The organism is Actinomycetaceae bacterium MB13-C1-2 (genome assembly GCA_035621235.1).
In the GTDB taxonomy this organism is placed as follows: Bacteria; Actinomycetota; Actinomycetes; order Actinomycetales; family Actinomycetaceae; genus Scrofimicrobium.
Genome location: CP141731.1, coordinates 2,110,374 through 2,124,911, shown reverse-complemented (window position 1 = coordinate 2,124,911; position 14,538 = coordinate 2,110,374). Strand labels below are relative to the sequence as shown.

Below are 14,538 nucleotides of genomic sequence, written 5' to 3'. Positions count from 1 at the left end.
GCCTTTTTGTTGAAATAGCGGGTTTGTGTTGCGCGTCATTGCTCGCTTGTGTTGCGGGACATACTTCGTTTATCCGCGGGTTTTTCGTTGGTAGTTCTTGTCGGGGTTGATGGTGTGTTCAGCGAGGATTTCCCCGCTGGTGCGGTCGATGATGATGGTTTCTGGTCCGCTGGCGAGGATGCGGACTTGTTTGCTTTTGTGTTCGCGGCCTATGCCTAGGTGTTTGAGTTCTCCGGCGTACCGGTAGGTGATTACTCCGCTGGCACCTACTTTGTCGTGTCGGGTTCGCCAGGTTTTCCCGTTTTCGCTGATGGTTGGTTCGGCTTTGGGGAGTTCTTGGTAAACAACAGCTGGGGTGCGTCGGCCGATGGAGCGGTGGGGGCGCATGGTGTTGTAGATGGTTTGGAACTGTTGGAGAAGTTCATTGAGTTCCTCGATGGTTTCAGCTGGTGGGCGGGCTTTGGGGGAACCGGCCAGATGTGGTGTCTAAACTAGGGGGTTTCTCGCGTGATGGTGCGGGAAAGTAGGGATCGCTAAGCTTTTCTAGCTTACGAATCAGTAAAGTCCTGGAAATCCCGGTATTGACGCATTTGTGTGCTAAGCGTGGTGTTGGTTCTCTCCAAACATGGGAAGACCAGCAACAACGCGTAAATGCGAAGCCTGCGGGCAACCGGGCCTGAAACGTAACGGCACCCGGAACGGGCGAGCGCGTTGGCGATGCACCAAATGCGGAGCGACCACTACCAAGAGGCGCCCCGACATCACCGAAGAAGCCCAATGGAATCTGTTCCACTCCTACATAAGCGGCAAGACGAGCCAGGCCGAAATGGACGGGACCAAGTCGGGCCGGACGCTTCGCCGGGAGTTGGCGTGGTGCTGGACCGTCCCCGTTCCTAAGCCGCCTGCCACTGGGGAGATTTATGATCAACTCTTCCTTGACGGCACCCAAATCGCCTACCGGTGGACCCTCCTAATCGCCTGCAACCAGGCGAGACAGGTCGTTGCTTGGCAGTGGGCCACAAGTGAAACCTCCGCCGCCTACCAGGCGTTGATCAGTGGGTTGGCGCCCCCACGAGTCGTCACTGTTGACGGGGCCAGCGGCACCCTCAAAGCCATCAAAACCCTCTGGGGCGACCAGACCAGAGTGCAGCGCTGCCTCATCCATGTACACCGCAACAACCGAGAAGACCTAACCGGGTCTGCTGAAGGGATAGGTGACATCTGTTGTGGCTAGTTTGGTTGCTGGCCTGGAAGGATGTTGTTGTGCCTAATAAGTACTCTGAGGAGTTCCGTTTGGATGTGGTTCGGGTCGCTCAGAATCGTGAGCCGGATGTGACGCTGGTCCAGATCGCTGAGGATTTCGGGATTCATGTTGGGACTTTGGATAAATGGATGCGTAAAGCTCGGATTGAGTCCGGTGAGCAGGAAGGGGTTACTGCTTCAGAATCAGCGCAGTCCTCTCCATAATCATCTGCGCCATCGTGTGGGCAATCAGCAGCGACCGGGAATACCCACGGTGCAGCCAAAGCCCGCGTGGGGCTATTCGTTGCACTAGGAGTCGCTGTCCTCGCGGGCGCGGGCGTGGATGAACTTCTTGCTGGCAGTGGGCAAGACTCTCTGAAGCGTTCGGAACTGCGTGGTGCTATTGCCCTTTTCGCGTTCAGTTTACGAGGACGATCTTTCTGTCACTTGTCGGGCCGTGAGTCTTTGTGCGCGTCAACGAACTGTTGAACTGCGTCAGGCAGATGCCACCAATGATTTGCCGAGAAGCTCGATTCCTTTTGTGCCATGGCGAACACGTCCTTTATCGCTCGTGCGATCTGGGCATCGTTGTTTCGTGGGAAGAGTTGTTTGCGTGCTCGCGGGTCACGCACAACGAGAACAAATGCAGGATCCACTCTGGTTTGGTTGAACGCAGCGGATGCCGGATATGCGGCGAAGCCAAAGCCACTCTCATGTTCATTGGGATTGGCTGTGACAGTGAGGCAATAGAGGATGTCGAACTGGCACAAGGAGTCGAGCATCAGGTCGTGATTTGTTACATTCTCGTCTTTGGGCAGGGCTTCATTGGGAATGTCTGGTCTAAAATGCTCGTGCTTGTTCATCAGGTCGCGAGCGATGGAGATCATAAGTCCCTTTACCTCGCCGGGAAAGAGCTTTGCGCGAGTGGCTTCCACTTGGCCGTGTCGGATCCATGAAGTGTAGGCGTAGCCGTCGTCGTACTCAGAGAACGGCCGAATTGTCATCTGGGGAATGACTTCCCACGTTTTCATGCGAACGGCGAGGCTACCCACGATGTAGATGCGGTTCACTATGTCCAGACCAAGTTGAGGATCATGCCGCGCGTAAGTGGAGTACAGATCAAAAAGCTTGTCTGTCGTCAGTTTGAAAAGCGCAAGGTCGTCGCAAGACAAGGCGGATACTGCGATGATCGTGATCTTGTTGAGCACTTCCTCCCGGTAGCTTTCGCTGCCCATGATCGCCCAGGTTTTGGCTAAGAATTGCTTGACAGCGGCTGTATTCCTGCGGTCGAGATGGGTAGTGAGTGATTCATAGAACGCCTCTTCTGCCATACCCATTGCCAGAGGTGTTAACCCAACACCTAAGGTTCCTGCCGCACGGAGGGTTTTCGCCAGTTCTGCGATGAGGTCGTTCGTCTGTTGGGTAGATTCTGCGCGTATTCGTTCATCACGGACTTTGAGAAGTTCAGCCCAATGAGCGTGCCTGAACGGAACGTTGGCAGCTCCTTCTCGAATGAGAATGTCACCCTTGCGGAAGACTACCGTGGAGCCCTTCTTCGGATCGTCATACTGGCCCACGGTGGACATAGGTATCGGCAACCCATCTCCACCGGCCCTCGCGTAGATGAGAACGATCTCTTGCTCGTCTATCTCGTGGAACTGGGAGACGATATGGATTTCGCCTTCGATGTATTTGCGGATGAGATCGCCGAGGCGCGCACTATCGAATACGCTCCGGTCCTTGATAGAGCCGATGGGGAGAGAGGGTGTGGAGTCATCGTTCACTCCGATGAGAATGTAGCCGCCAGGATGCCGGTTTGCCATCGACACTGCATCCTTGACAAAGTCCAGGCTTCCTTTCTTCTCCTTCAAGTTGAGCTTTGATTTGAACTCTAGATGGGTTTCTTCCGGGGAGAGGAGGAGTTCTCGGAGCTTTTCTAGGTCAGTGCGGCCATCGACGGAGATCATAAGACTATTTTATGTGGGCAGCGCGTGATACCAACGTTTCTATTCCTGCTTTTCGTGGAACGCACAGACGCGTTAGGTTGACCGTGTTGCGTGCAGTTGCTTCAATAGCAAACTAGAAGAGAGGATTAAATCTGCCACTCACACAACGGCCACACGAGATTATGGCAAAGTCGGTTCTGAATTGGCACCTTTATATCGGCGGACACCTCAGTCAGGTTGCTCCAATGAGAATTGTGCGAAGTGAACCAGCAGGCGTTCTTGTGGCCGTTAGCCTTGGCAGTGAGATGCTTCGTGTACACATTCCAAATCAGCTTCACCTAAGAGATATTCCGCCTTCAAATCGGCCCGCAGGCGGATATGCAATGGTGGAAGGAGAATGGAGGATGGGGAACGCATTAGTGTTCTTCCCCTTCAATGAGCAGTATTCTGTGTGGTCTACTTATGATGGTGATGCCAATTTCTCAGGATGGTACGTAAATCTAGAGGAACATTCTTTTGTTGATGGGGCCATAGTCGTCACAGACTACGAGCTCGATGTTTTGATCGATATAGATCGCCAGGTTGCTTTTAAGGACGAAGAATCATTTCGGGAGAAAACGGGGACAGAGAGGTACTGGGGAGTATCGGAAGCTGAGAGAATATACGGTGTTGCCGAGGACATAGCAGCCAGCGCCTCTAGAGCTGATTGTCCTTTTGACGAGCCAATGGTTCATTTCCCTCCTGAGTTCGCCACTGCACGCATGTTAGGGGAGGTGTTGTTGCCTACGGATTTGGCTCAGATCTCTATGAAAGTTGAGCGCTAGTTTCTACGTTTTCTTTTGGATGTGAAATGCACCGCTTCAGTTTGGCACCCAAGACACTCTGATCGGAAAACTACCCGAGCGCCTCGAACTCGTCGCTACTTGGCATGAAACTCCAGAGTTCACGCTCCGAGACGGGATTACCAATCCTGCGGCGACCGCAGGATTGTGTTCAACACGTCCACCACCGCAGTCAGCAAGGCAGGTTGCTAGCCAACAGAACACATTACAGATATGCTTGATGTGTAGCGGATTCTGTTGATATGGAGGTGGCGATGGGAACTATGACATTGCCCGATCTGTTGAGTTATAAGGACTTTGCCGCATACGGGCTTACGCGGTATGGGCTTGACCGATTGATTGACTCGGGCGAGTTCGAGCGTATCGCTCCGGGCTTGTTCCTGCGCTCTGGGTTAGCAGATGACACAACCGCTGCGTGGGTTGCGATTGCCACCAAGAATCCCGATGCGACATTGTGCTTGCTTACCGCATTGTCTTTGCATGAGTTGACTGACGAGATTCCTGTTCGCAGTGACGTTGCGATCCCGCGTGGCACACAACCGGTTACTGTTTGTAACGCACCTGTCGCGTGGCATCGTTTCGATGTTGATACCTTCAATATCGGTCGGGGCGAGTATGATCTGCCGGGTGGTTCGCGGATCGGCTTGTACTCCGCTGAGCGGACTCTCATTGACCTGTTCCGTCTACGTCATAGCTGGGGAACCGATCTGGCCTATGGTGCGTTTAGGCAGTGGTTGCGTGGACGAGAGAATAGTCCCGGAGCCCTTTTGACGATGGCCGAGCAGTTCCCAAAGGCGCGCCCTTCGATACAACAAGCATTGGAGGTTCTCCTATGACTCCGAGCCCGCAGCACGGCAGTCCGTCAGGTGACGCGATCATCGCGATTCGGAAAGTTGCCCGGCAGACCGGCGCAGATGTGCAACAGCTCATGACGCTGTACGCCCTGGAAGGATTGCTGACACGCATCGCGCTGTCAGAGTACCGCGAGGACTTCGTTCTCAAGGGCGGTGTGCTCCTGGCTGCTTTCGCCGCGCGCCGACCAACAAAAGACATTGACTTGCAAGCGACGCGACTGGACGGCAACCCCGACGAGGTTGCCGAACGAGTACGCGACATTGCAGCACTGCACGTTGATGACGGGCTCGTCTTCGATCCCGAAAGTGTTACCGCAACAACGATACGTGACGACGACGAGTACGCCGGTGTTCGAGTCAAACTAGTAGCGATGCTCGGCACTGCCAGACTGACAATCGGAATGGACATCAACTTCGGTGATCCCATCTGGCCAGCACCCCAACTCATTGACCTGCCGCGCGTCATGAACCTTGGACTCCCACCAGTAAAGTTGCTGGGCTACCCGTTGAGCATGGTTCTGGCAGGAAAGATTATCACCGCCATCGACCGCGGTCTCTCCAATACCCGCTGGCGCGATTTCGCCGATGTCTACACGCTCACGCAACTCCACGCAGTCCAAGCAGACACGCTCCGCGCATCGCTGGATGCGGTCGCTGAGTACCGTAAAGTGCCGCTGACACCACTCCTACCAGCGCTCACGCCGATGAAGGAACGGTCACAACGGAAGTACCAGGCATGGCGCATCCGATCTTCCCGCGAAGACGAACTGCCCGAAGACTTCGCCGATGTACTCGCCGCCGTCGCCAACTTCTCCGATCCAACACTGTCCACCACAGCCACAGGAGAATGGAACCCTCGCTTACAGACCTGGACCTGAATGTGGATCACTACCCAATAGACGGTCGGCACGAACGTCGCCTAGTAGGGAATCGTCTGGGATCAACCGGCGATCTGGCTTTGTAAGTTCTGACTCGTGGTCATCGAATTGTCATCGAAATCAACCGCAAATGGTCAGAAACTACCGTATGTAACCAGACCCAGTGAATCGTCCGATTCCTTGATTTTGGGTGCCGAGCTACTTCGGCCAAAATACGTCATGCACCGCATGCTTGCAAGGCGGTTGGGCAACAATTCAAACCCCACTCCAGACACACTCAATCGCCCTTTTCATAAGACATGGCGACACAAAAGAGACGTCTCCATCCTGATGTCGCCAAGCTTCAGCTTCGACCATTGAGCGACACCAGTTACCTGATGACGGTCAGCCCCGAGCCGTCATGAACCCGCCACGAATGCCCACGTATTTCGCCATTTGTGGCTTATGGCCGCTACTTCCTCACCTTGCGCAGTGAGCGGAAAGCCGCGCGTAGTCTTTCCCTGTTGACCTGTGAAACGGCCGCGAGCGGAATTCCCGCCGGGCAGGCAATCGCGCACTCGCCATAGTTTGAGCAGGGTCCGAACACCCGATCCGCAGTGGCAACCATTTCCTTGGCCCGACGATCGCGTTCAAGAGAGGGCAGTGGTAGTTCGGAAAGATGCCTCAGCTTCGCTCCGAGAAAGAGGTTCGCTGAACCATTCGGGCAAGCTGCCACGCACGCACCACAGCCGATACAAGCCGCGAAGTCGAGCGCGTCTTCAACGGTATCGTGTCCAACCGGCAGATCATTTGACTCAGGTGCCGCTCCTGCGTTCACAGATACAAACCCACCGGCCATGATCATCACGTCAAGTGCCTGACGATCGACCATCAGATCCCTTAGCACGGGGAAAGGCCCGGCTCGCAACGGTTCGAGCCGAACCGTTTGTCCGTCCTGATACGACCAGAGACGCTGATGGCAGCTCGGCTCATTCGCCGTTGCACCATGCGCTTGGCCGTCAACAGTAATGCCGCACGCCCCGCAAATTCCCTCACGGCAATCCGAGTCGAACGCAATCGCCTCGTCACCCTGTGCCACCAACAATTCATTGAGCCTGTCGAGCACTTCCAGAATGCTCATTCCAGGAGAAAGGTCATTCAAGTCATGCGTCTCCCAATGACCATTATCGATAGGGGATTGGCGCCAAACTTGGATTCGGAGTCTCACCTGTAGCTCCTTATCTCCGGCTCTACTACCGAGAATTCCAGCGGCTCCTGGCGGGCGAGAAACCTCGCGCGTTCCGGTAATGAATCGGACATGCTTTCCCAGACGCTCACCGAAGACCAGTGCTCGTCGTCCCTTAGAGCTTCCCCATCGCTTTGATACTCACTTCGGAAGTGTGCTCCGCATGATTCCTCGCGATGCAGGGCATCAACAATCATTAGTTCCGCAAGCTCAAGGAAGTCCGCGACACGGCTCGCGCGCTCCAGTGTCTGATTGACATGGTGTCTGCCGCCCGGAACCGACACTTCCCGCCAAAACCTTCCTTGAAGACGTATTACAGAATCAAGTGATTCCCGCAGTGAGGCTTCGTTCCGTTCAACTCCAACTCCCGCGTACAGGATGTCTCCAAGTTCTCGATGGAACTGTTCAGGCGGAGCGTTGCCACCCACCGAAAGAAGCTTTCGTACACGGTCCTCAACATTCCTCGTCGCCGCGACAAATGCATGGTGATGCCGATCTGGGAGAGACTGGTCGCTGAGTCCGGCGAGGTAGTTGGGAACCGAAAGAGGCAATACAAACCAACCGTCAACCGCCGCGGATAATAGGGAGTTCGCTCCGAGGCGGTTAGCACCGTGGTAGGTGAAACCGGCTTCGCCACCCACAAACAGTCCCTCAATGTTGCTCATGAGGTCGTAGTCGGTCCAAAGGCCGCCCATGGTGAAATGGGCACCCGGGGCGATTCGCATCGGAACTGCATACGGATCTTCGCCCGTCGCACTTTGATACATCTGGAAGAGGTTCCCGTACTGCTCCGCTAAGTAGGGTTTCCCTTTTGTTTTCATGGCCGCCGAAAAGTCCAAGTAGACGGAGTTCTTCATCGGGCCGACGCCGTAGCCAGAGCGAATCCGCTCAGATCCGGCTCTTGAGGCGATATCCCTCGGAGTCAGGTTGCCGAAAGCAGGATACTTGCGCTCCAGATAGTAGTCACGTTCGGACTCAGGAATCTGCAACGGGTCCCGCGAGTCATTCGCTTTCTTCGGGACCCAGATGCGCCCGTCGTTGCGCAGCGACTCGCTCATCAACGTCGTCTTTGACTGCCACGGTGAACTCACCGGCAATGCCGTTGGGTGAAACTGCACGAACGAGGGGTTGGCGAGCCATGCCCCTCGTCTGTGCGCGCGCCATGCCGCGGTCGCATTGGAAGAAATGGCGAGGGTCGAGTAGTAGAAGACCGATCCGTATCCGCCGGTTGCCAGTACCACCGCATGAGCTGGTATAGCCGAGACAGTGCCATCCACAAGGTTCCGAACAATCACTCCTTGTGCGCGCCCGTCCTCGACCACCAGGTCGAGGAGTTCGGTGCGGGGATGAAGCGTCACGGTTCCGCGATTGACCTGCCGTAGCAGAGCCCCCGCGGTCGCAATCTGAAGCTGCTGTCCCGTCTGGCCCCTCGAATAGAACGTCCGCGAAACCTGGACACCACCGAATGACCGTGTCGCAAGTGTTCCGCCATATTCTCTAGCAAACGGGGTGCCGAGTGCATTCAGGTGGTCAATGACGCGCATGGACTCTTGACCCAGGCGGAAAACCTCTGCCTCGCGTGCTCTGAAGTCACCCCCCTTTACGGTGTCTTTCACGAACCGGGTCAAAGAGTCGGCATCCAAGGCACCTTCGCGCGCTGCGTTAATGCCGCCCTGAGCCGCGACCGAGTGCGCCCGCCGCGGCGCATCGTGGTAGGTGATTGCTTGAACGTCATATCCGAGTTCGCCGAGGGCTGCTGCCGCTGCGCCTCCGGCGAGCCCCGTTCCAACGACAACGATCCGGTAGTCGTGCCGTTTCAGTGGGCTAACGAGCCGATATTCGGCGCGGCGCCGATCCCACGCTGTGGCTGGATCTCCGGGCGGAATATTTGAGTTGATAGCGGGGGCTTTTCCATGCTTTTGCCTGATTCTCACTGGATCACCCCCAGTTGGACCAGGATCGGAATCGTGCCGTTTCCAAGCAGAATTACGAGGGCACACAGTCCGGCAGTCCAAAGGAACAGTTGCCGCCAGCTGTGGCCGGTTGTTCCCAGGTCAGACGCCGCCGTTCGCACCCCATGAAAAACGTGAACTGCAAGCAGAGCCATCGTCAGCGCGTAGATACCGGCCATCACCGGACGTTGCATTGACGCGACCAGATTGGCATACGCAGACGAGGTCTCAGTCGTCGCGGCGACGAACTGCTCAGTGGCAACTGGAGGCGTCCCCGTAGTCAAATCAAGAATATGGATAATGATAAACGCGAAGATCAAGACCCCGGTGAGGGGCATCAGTGCTGCCGAGACAGCTTGGATTTTGGACTGTCCCTCCGTTGGTCTACTCCAAACTGAACGTCGAGTCGTCCTTGACCCCCTTTTGCGTCCGCGTGACCACAAGATGTATGCGCACATCACGTGCAATAGCAAGCAGATGATAAGAATTATCCGCATGGTCCAAAGCAAGAATCCCTTAGGCAGAAACGGATAGAAGGCAGTTCTCAGCCAACGGGCGTAAGAATCAAACGCCTCTGCACCCGAGAAGACCTTGAGGTTTCCGAACAAGTGAATGAGAACGAATGCAACCCAGATCAACCCGGTGACGGCCATCGTCACCTTGAGCAGCCAGGAGGAGGGGCGGAGTCGATCTCGCCGGGTTCGCCTTAGGCGCATAGTCTCCATTTGCCGTGCCTCCCTTGTCACCTAACCTACTGCCCTTCCCGATGCAAATCAGGAGGATCACCTCAAGAAAGAAGCACTTTTGAGTACCGTGCTTCACGTAGCCACAGCAACCGGTATCAAGGTCCCAGGCATGGCTGCAAGTAGACTCCAATAGATCGAATATCCGGTATCGAGAAAACGGGGTCACAGGCATTGACACACCTAAACGACATCAGAGAAGCCAATCACGAATATTCCTCTAGCTTCGGTGACAAGGCCCAACTTTCTCATGCGCCACAGCGCAATATTGCTGTCCTCACATGCATGGACACAAGGCTGGAGCCCGACAGGTTCATGGGTCTCGGACTCGGTCAGGCAAACTTCATTCGCAACGCTGGTGGGCGTGCAAGCGATGACGCCATCCGCTCTCTGGTTGTTGCCTACAAGTTGCTGGGCGTCACGGAGTTCTACGTTGTTCACCACACGGACTGTGGAATGGCCGCAGTAACCGGAGACCAAATCGCCGATCTCCTCGCGGACAGCCTCTCGCCTGCGATTCGCGTTGACGGTGAACTAAGAAACTATGGGGAGGAGCGGGGGAGCGTAGAAGGAAGGTACATCGACTGGTTGACTATCGGGTCTGAGCCGCGCGCGCTGATCAATGACGTACTCCGAGTTCGTAACCACCCGCTTATCCCTGCCGAGATTCCGATCTACGGCCTCATATTCGATGTAAAAACAGGCAGACTGATAGAAGTTCCCGAAGCAATGGCCGCAGGGCAACCCCGGTAGACCGGGAGATAGTCCCGGATCGACATACTGCACTTAAGGGACCACCCAGGCAAGGTCTCGCACACCTCAGTCGGCAGCTCTCTGAGATCGAAGGCTATGACGCGCGAAACTGGGGTGTGTTTCCTAAGCCTGTGCTCGGCTTGTCGTCTCAGTGGCTCCAGAGCAAGTCCCCGTCACCGAATACCTCCACCGAAGGCGAGTTCTCTAGGTCGATGCGAACATCGATTGACGATTCACCGCCGCGCTCCGTGGTGCGGTAGTGCATCTTCGTGTTCTCGATTTTCAATGTCTCCGTTTGCGCGTTCACTAGCCAGGGGTGCCGGCGCCGCAGGGCGATGAGTTCTTGATAAGCGCGCTGATGCTCCGCGCCGTAGGGCAGCAGGTCCTCGGGCAAGGGGGGCATTGGAGGACGAATCGCGTCATCACCCGACCAGTCTTCAATCTTCTCGCCCGTAAAACCCTGTTCATCTCCGTAGTAGATGGAGGGAATCCCACCGACCGTCATCAGGACTACGAACGCGACAATCGACTTCTTCGCTCCAACCGTCGTCGCGATGCGGGTGACATCGTGATTGCCGATGAAGGTATTGGGTGTAAAGGTTTCGAGGAACTCGTTGTTTCGTTTCAGGGTCCAGTCGAGTTCAAAGAGGTTGTCATCGAGCAGACTCGACCAGATTGCCTTCCAGAGTTCGTACTGGGTGAGCGAGTCAACCGTGGACTCCTCTACGAATGCCGCATAGTTCCCATGGATCACTTCACCGAGAAACCAGGCGTCCGGGAAATCGGAACGAACGCGCGACAAAACGTTGGTCCAGAATTCGGTGGAAACGGAGTAGGCAGCATCAAGGCGCCAGCCATCTATTCCTCGTTCTAGCCAATACTTCATCACCGAGACCGCGTAGTCTCGTGCTTCGACATTCGCATGATTTAGTCGAACGAGGTTTCCGTGCCCTTCCCACACTCTTGGTTCCGGTCCGTCTGAACCATCCCAGTTGATGTCAAAGAGCCTTCCTTCGACCGACTCGGGACCCGCCTTTAGTGCAGTAACAAGCATCGGATGCTTGACGCCGACGTGGCTGAACACACCGTCGAGAACGATGCGGACGCCCTTTTCCTTACACCTCGATACCAACTCTGCGAAATCATGCTCGGTGCCGAGGCGAGGATCAATCTGGAACTGGTTGACGGAATCATATCCGTGGGAGGTCGAGGTAAATATCGGGCCTAGCAACAATCCGTTACAGCCCAGTCCGGTAAGGTAATCGAGCCAATCGCTCAACTGAGGAAAACGAGTGGATGCCCAGTCTTTTTCCCCCCGATTTTCGGATCGTATCGGCGCGCCTGTAAAGCCCAGCGGGTACACGTGCCACCAAATAGAGTGATCAACCCATTTCATGAGATCAGACTATCTCGGACCGAGGCAGAGTCGTGAGCTTCGGTGATGCCTGGGGCCCGGCGCGGGATCAATCACCGCAACGCTGTGGTTGCCCGCAGGTTGGCGGGTTGGAAAAGCCGACTCGATCCCTGCCTAGAATCTTCTCGTGACCAGATCAAGAGCCCCCGAGGTGTTGCCTTCCGCCAGGCGCATTGTGGTAAAGGTTGGATCCTCATCCCTCACTCGTCCGGATGGGCACCTAAGTGTCGCTAAGCTCAACGCCATTGTTGAGGCTCTGGTTGACTATCGGGGGGCGGGACACGAAGTATTGCTAGTTTCCTCGGGTGCCCAAGCCGCGGCCATGGGCGCGCTCGCCTTGAAAAAGAGACCGAAAAGCCTCGCCGCGGCACAGGCGGCAGCAAGCGTGGGACAAGGCCTCCTGATCGCGGAGTACACGCGGGCATTCGGTGCATACGGGATACCTGTGGGCCAGGTTCTCCTGACAGCCGAGGATGTGCTTCGTCGCAATCAGTACAAGAACGCGAGTCGCGCCCTCGAGGAGTTGTTGCGCCTCGGAGTCATCCCTGTGATAAATGAAAACGACACCGTTGCGACAGATGAGATCAAGTTCGGCGACAATGATCGCCTTGCGGCACTCGTTGCTCACCTTTCGAAGGCTGATGCACTGGTTCTACTCACCGACGTTGACGCGCTCTACACGACAAAACCAACACTTCCGGGAGCAGAGCGCGTTCCGGTCGTTGATCACTTCGATCAAGTTGAGGTTTTAGATACGCACTCGAAAGGCTCCGGCTTTGGGACCGGGGGAATGGCAAGCAAAGTTCGCGCTGCGGCGATGGCGACGAGTTCTGGAATACCGGTTCTTCTAACCAGTGCGGACCTGATCGCCCGGGCGCTGTCGGCCGCCGACGTCGGTACATGGTTCGAGGTGACCGGGAAGCGTCTGGCGGCGCGCCAACTTTGGCTGGCGTATGCCGCCGATGTCGGAGGCCAGGTCGTCGTAGACGACGGTGCAGCGCGTGCCGTGACCGAGAGGAACGCATCGCTTCTCCCGGCCGGAGTCCTCGGAGCGTCAGGATCATTTAGGGCTGGCGACGTCATCGAGATCGTTGCCAGAGACGGAACACCACTTGGAAGAGGGCGAGCAGGCTTTTCCTCGACTAATTTCGGGAAGATTAGAGGACTGTCAATCGGTGAGATCCAAACCCAGTTCGGTGCGAGTTTCGCGCACGAGGCGGTGCACCGTGACGAACTGGTTGTAATGGCTCGTCACAGGCGAGCGTAGTCAAAGCCTCAACAGCGGGGCAGAGCGCGAATGCCGCCACGGGTGCCTGTCTTTGCTGAGTCCTGTCCGTGGACTGGCTGTTTCTTTAGGCCAGCGCCTCTACGTTCTATCGTGGGGCCATGAACGCCGATACGACCGAAGCCGTAAAGCAGATTGCCACCGATAGCCGAGTTGCCAGCAGACACTTAGCAACGGCTTCGGCCGCGGTGAAAGACCGTGCGTTGTTGACAATGGCTGACGAGCTCGAGGATCAGATTCCAAGAATCATCGATGCCAACAAAGAAGATCGCGCCAGGGGAGTAGAAAGCGGACTCAGCGATGGTCTCCAAGACCGACTGAGACTCGATGAGACCCGCATAGTGGGCATCGCTGAGGCGCTACGCGAACTTGCCACCCTGCCCGACCCAGTCGGGGAAGTAGTACGCGGTTCAACCCTGGAGAACGGACTAAAACTACGCCAACTGCGCGTGCCAATGGGCGTCGTTGGAATGATCTATGAGGCGCGACCAAACGTCACTGTTGACGCCGCAGGTATCGCACTCAAGAGCGGCAATGCGGTAATTCTGCGTGGGGGATCCGCTGCACTAAACAGCAATATCGTTCTTGTCGAGGTTCTGCGGGGAGCACTTGAGAAAGTAGGGCTACCAGCAGATCTGATTGCGACCATTGACCCCCTTGGTCGTGAGGGCGCGGTCGCACTGATGCAAGCCCGCGGACTGGTGGACGTTCTTGTGCCTCGGGGAGGTGCGGGGCTAATCCAGACCGTCGTGCGAGAGGCGCAGGTGCCCGTGATCGAGACAGGTGTGGGTAACTGCCATGTTTATGTTGACGCCCAGGTGAACCAGGAACAGGCACTAGCAATCGTTGTTAACTCGAAAACCCATCGGGACAGCGTTTGTAACGCTGCGGAGACCCTCCTCGTTCACAAGGATGTGGCCGAGGAGTTTGTCCCGAGGGCAACAGAGGCGCTAGCCGAGAGGGGAGTCACGATCCACGGTGATCGCCGGGTCCAAGCACTCGCTCCGAGCAGTGTCTCCGTCGTAGACGTCAGCGACGAGGACTGGGCCAAGGAGTACCTGGGCCCCGAGATGGCAGTTGGAGTCGTTGATTCTCTGGAGGCCGCCATCAAACACATCCAGAAGTGGTCATCGGGCCACACTGACGCGATTTGTACTACTTCGATCAGCTCAGCAGATGAGTTCACCGGACGTGTCGACTCAGCGGTGGTCAACGTTAACGCTTCAACCAGGTTCACTGACGGAGGCGAGTTCGGCCTGGGTGCCGAGATTGGTATCTCAACCCAGAAGCTACACGCGCGCGGTCCGATGGGACTGTCGGAACTCACTACAACCAAGTGGGTCGTGCTCGGAGATGGCCAGATTCGATAGCGGGAATAGTCCGGGATTTGGACACTCCGCCTAC

At 56.2% G+C, this 14,538-nt stretch carries 15 protein-coding genes; 10 read left to right on the top strand and 5 right to left on the bottom strand.

Features of this window, described 5'->3' with window-relative positions; genetic code table 11:
* The first annotated feature begins 87 nt into the window (after positions 1 to 87).
* The 4 genes from U6G28_09485 (at position 88) to U6G28_09470 (ending at position 1,467) form a co-directional block, all read left to right on the top strand.
* Positions 88 to 219 carry a hypothetical protein gene (locus U6G28_09485; protein ID WRS29745.1) on the top strand — a complete coding sequence of 44 codons (132 nt, stop codon included), beginning with the start codon at positions 88 to 90 and terminating at the stop codon, positions 217 to 219.
* Positions 220 to 495, top strand: coding sequence for a hypothetical protein (locus tag U6G28_09480; protein ID WRS29744.1), 276 nt, complete (start codon positions 220 to 222; stop codon positions 493 to 495).
* Between the two features lie 130 nt (positions 496 to 625).
* Complete coding sequence (locus U6G28_09475; protein ID WRS29743.1) at positions 626 to 1,234, top strand: hypothetical protein; 609 nt, start codon at positions 626 to 628, stop codon at positions 1,232 to 1,234.
* Positions 1,235 to 1,263: 29 nt separating this feature from the next.
* The gene (locus U6G28_09470) at positions 1,264 to 1,467 is read left to right on the top strand and encodes a transposase (GenBank protein ID WRS29742.1); all 204 of its coding nucleotides are present in this window, start codon (positions 1,264 to 1,266) and stop codon (positions 1,465 to 1,467) included.
* A gap of 218 nt (positions 1,468 to 1,685) precedes the next feature.
* On the opposite strand, the gene U6G28_09465 is transcribed toward U6G28_09470, so the two are convergent.
* Entirely contained in the window at positions 1,686 to 3,209 is a 1,524-nt protein-coding gene (locus tag U6G28_09465) for an ATP-binding protein (protein WRS29741.1), read from the bottom strand.
* 224 nt (positions 3,210 to 3,433) lie between these two features.
* Between U6G28_09465 and U6G28_09460 the strand changes: the two genes are divergently transcribed.
* The 3 genes from U6G28_09460 to U6G28_09450 all read left to right on the top strand — a co-directional run bounded on the left by U6G28_09460 (position 3,434) and on the right by U6G28_09450 (position 5,762).
* Positions 3,434 to 4,012: a DUF402 domain-containing protein gene (locus tag U6G28_09460; GenBank protein ID WRS29740.1), complete on the top strand. Its 579-nt coding sequence runs from the start codon at positions 3,434 to 3,436 to the stop codon at positions 4,010 to 4,012.
* A 272-nt stretch (positions 4,013 to 4,284) separates the two neighbouring features.
* Positions 4,285 to 4,866 (top strand): type IV toxin-antitoxin system AbiEi family antitoxin domain-containing protein, encoded by a 582-nt coding sequence (locus tag U6G28_09455; GenBank protein ID WRS29739.1) that lies wholly within the window; start codon positions 4,285 to 4,287, stop codon positions 4,864 to 4,866.
* Positions 4,863 to 5,762, top strand: coding sequence for a nucleotidyl transferase AbiEii/AbiGii toxin family protein (locus U6G28_09450; protein ID WRS29738.1), 900 nt, complete (start codon positions 4,863 to 4,865; stop codon positions 5,760 to 5,762). Before U6G28_09455 ends, U6G28_09450 begins: the two co-directional genes overlap by 4 nt.
* A gap of 451 nt (positions 5,763 to 6,213) precedes the next feature.
* On the opposite strand, the gene U6G28_09445 is transcribed toward U6G28_09450, so the two are convergent.
* Genes U6G28_09445 through U6G28_09435 form a run of 3 tightly spaced genes read right to left on the bottom strand, consistent with a single transcriptional unit; the run spans position 6,214 to position 9,664 of the window.
* On the bottom strand, positions 6,214 to 6,969 hold the full coding sequence (locus U6G28_09445) for a succinate dehydrogenase/fumarate reductase iron-sulfur subunit (GenBank protein ID WRS29737.1): 756 nt from the start codon (positions 6,967 to 6,969) through the stop codon (positions 6,214 to 6,216).
* The gene (locus tag U6G28_09440; GenBank protein ID WRS29736.1) at positions 6,966 to 8,921 is read right to left on the bottom strand and encodes a fumarate reductase/succinate dehydrogenase flavoprotein subunit; all 1,956 of its coding nucleotides are present in this window, start codon (positions 8,919 to 8,921) and stop codon (positions 6,966 to 6,968) included. Before U6G28_09440 ends, U6G28_09445 begins: the two co-directional genes overlap by 4 nt.
* Positions 8,918 to 9,664 (bottom strand): succinate dehydrogenase cytochrome b subunit, encoded by a 747-nt coding sequence (locus U6G28_09435; protein WRS29735.1) that lies wholly within the window; start codon positions 9,662 to 9,664, stop codon positions 8,918 to 8,920. Before U6G28_09435 ends, U6G28_09440 begins: the two co-directional genes overlap by 4 nt.
* A gap of 192 nt (positions 9,665 to 9,856) precedes the next feature.
* Here U6G28_09435 and U6G28_09430 point away from each other — a divergent pair, with 192 nt between their 5' ends.
* Complete coding sequence (locus U6G28_09430) at positions 9,857 to 10,435, top strand: carbonic anhydrase (GenBank protein ID WRS29734.1); 579 nt, start codon at positions 9,857 to 9,859, stop codon at positions 10,433 to 10,435.
* A gap of 148 nt (positions 10,436 to 10,583) precedes the next feature.
* On the opposite strand, the gene U6G28_09425 is transcribed toward U6G28_09430, so the two are convergent.
* The gene (locus U6G28_09425) at positions 10,584 to 11,831 is read right to left on the bottom strand and encodes an alpha-amylase family glycosyl hydrolase (protein ID WRS29733.1); all 1,248 of its coding nucleotides are present in this window, start codon (positions 11,829 to 11,831) and stop codon (positions 10,584 to 10,586) included.
* Between the two features lie 145 nt (positions 11,832 to 11,976).
* On the opposite strand from U6G28_09425, the gene proB reads away from it, so the two are divergent.
* Both proB and U6G28_09415 read left to right on the top strand, forming a co-directional pair.
* Positions 11,977 to 13,116, top strand: coding sequence for a glutamate 5-kinase (gene proB, locus U6G28_09420; protein WRS29732.1), 1,140 nt, complete (start codon positions 11,977 to 11,979; stop codon positions 13,114 to 13,116).
* A gap of 119 nt (positions 13,117 to 13,235) precedes the next feature.
* Entirely contained in the window at positions 13,236 to 14,504 is a 1,269-nt protein-coding gene (locus U6G28_09415; GenBank protein WRS29731.1) for a glutamate-5-semialdehyde dehydrogenase, read from the top strand.
* Positions 14,505 to 14,538: the final 34 nt, after the last annotated feature.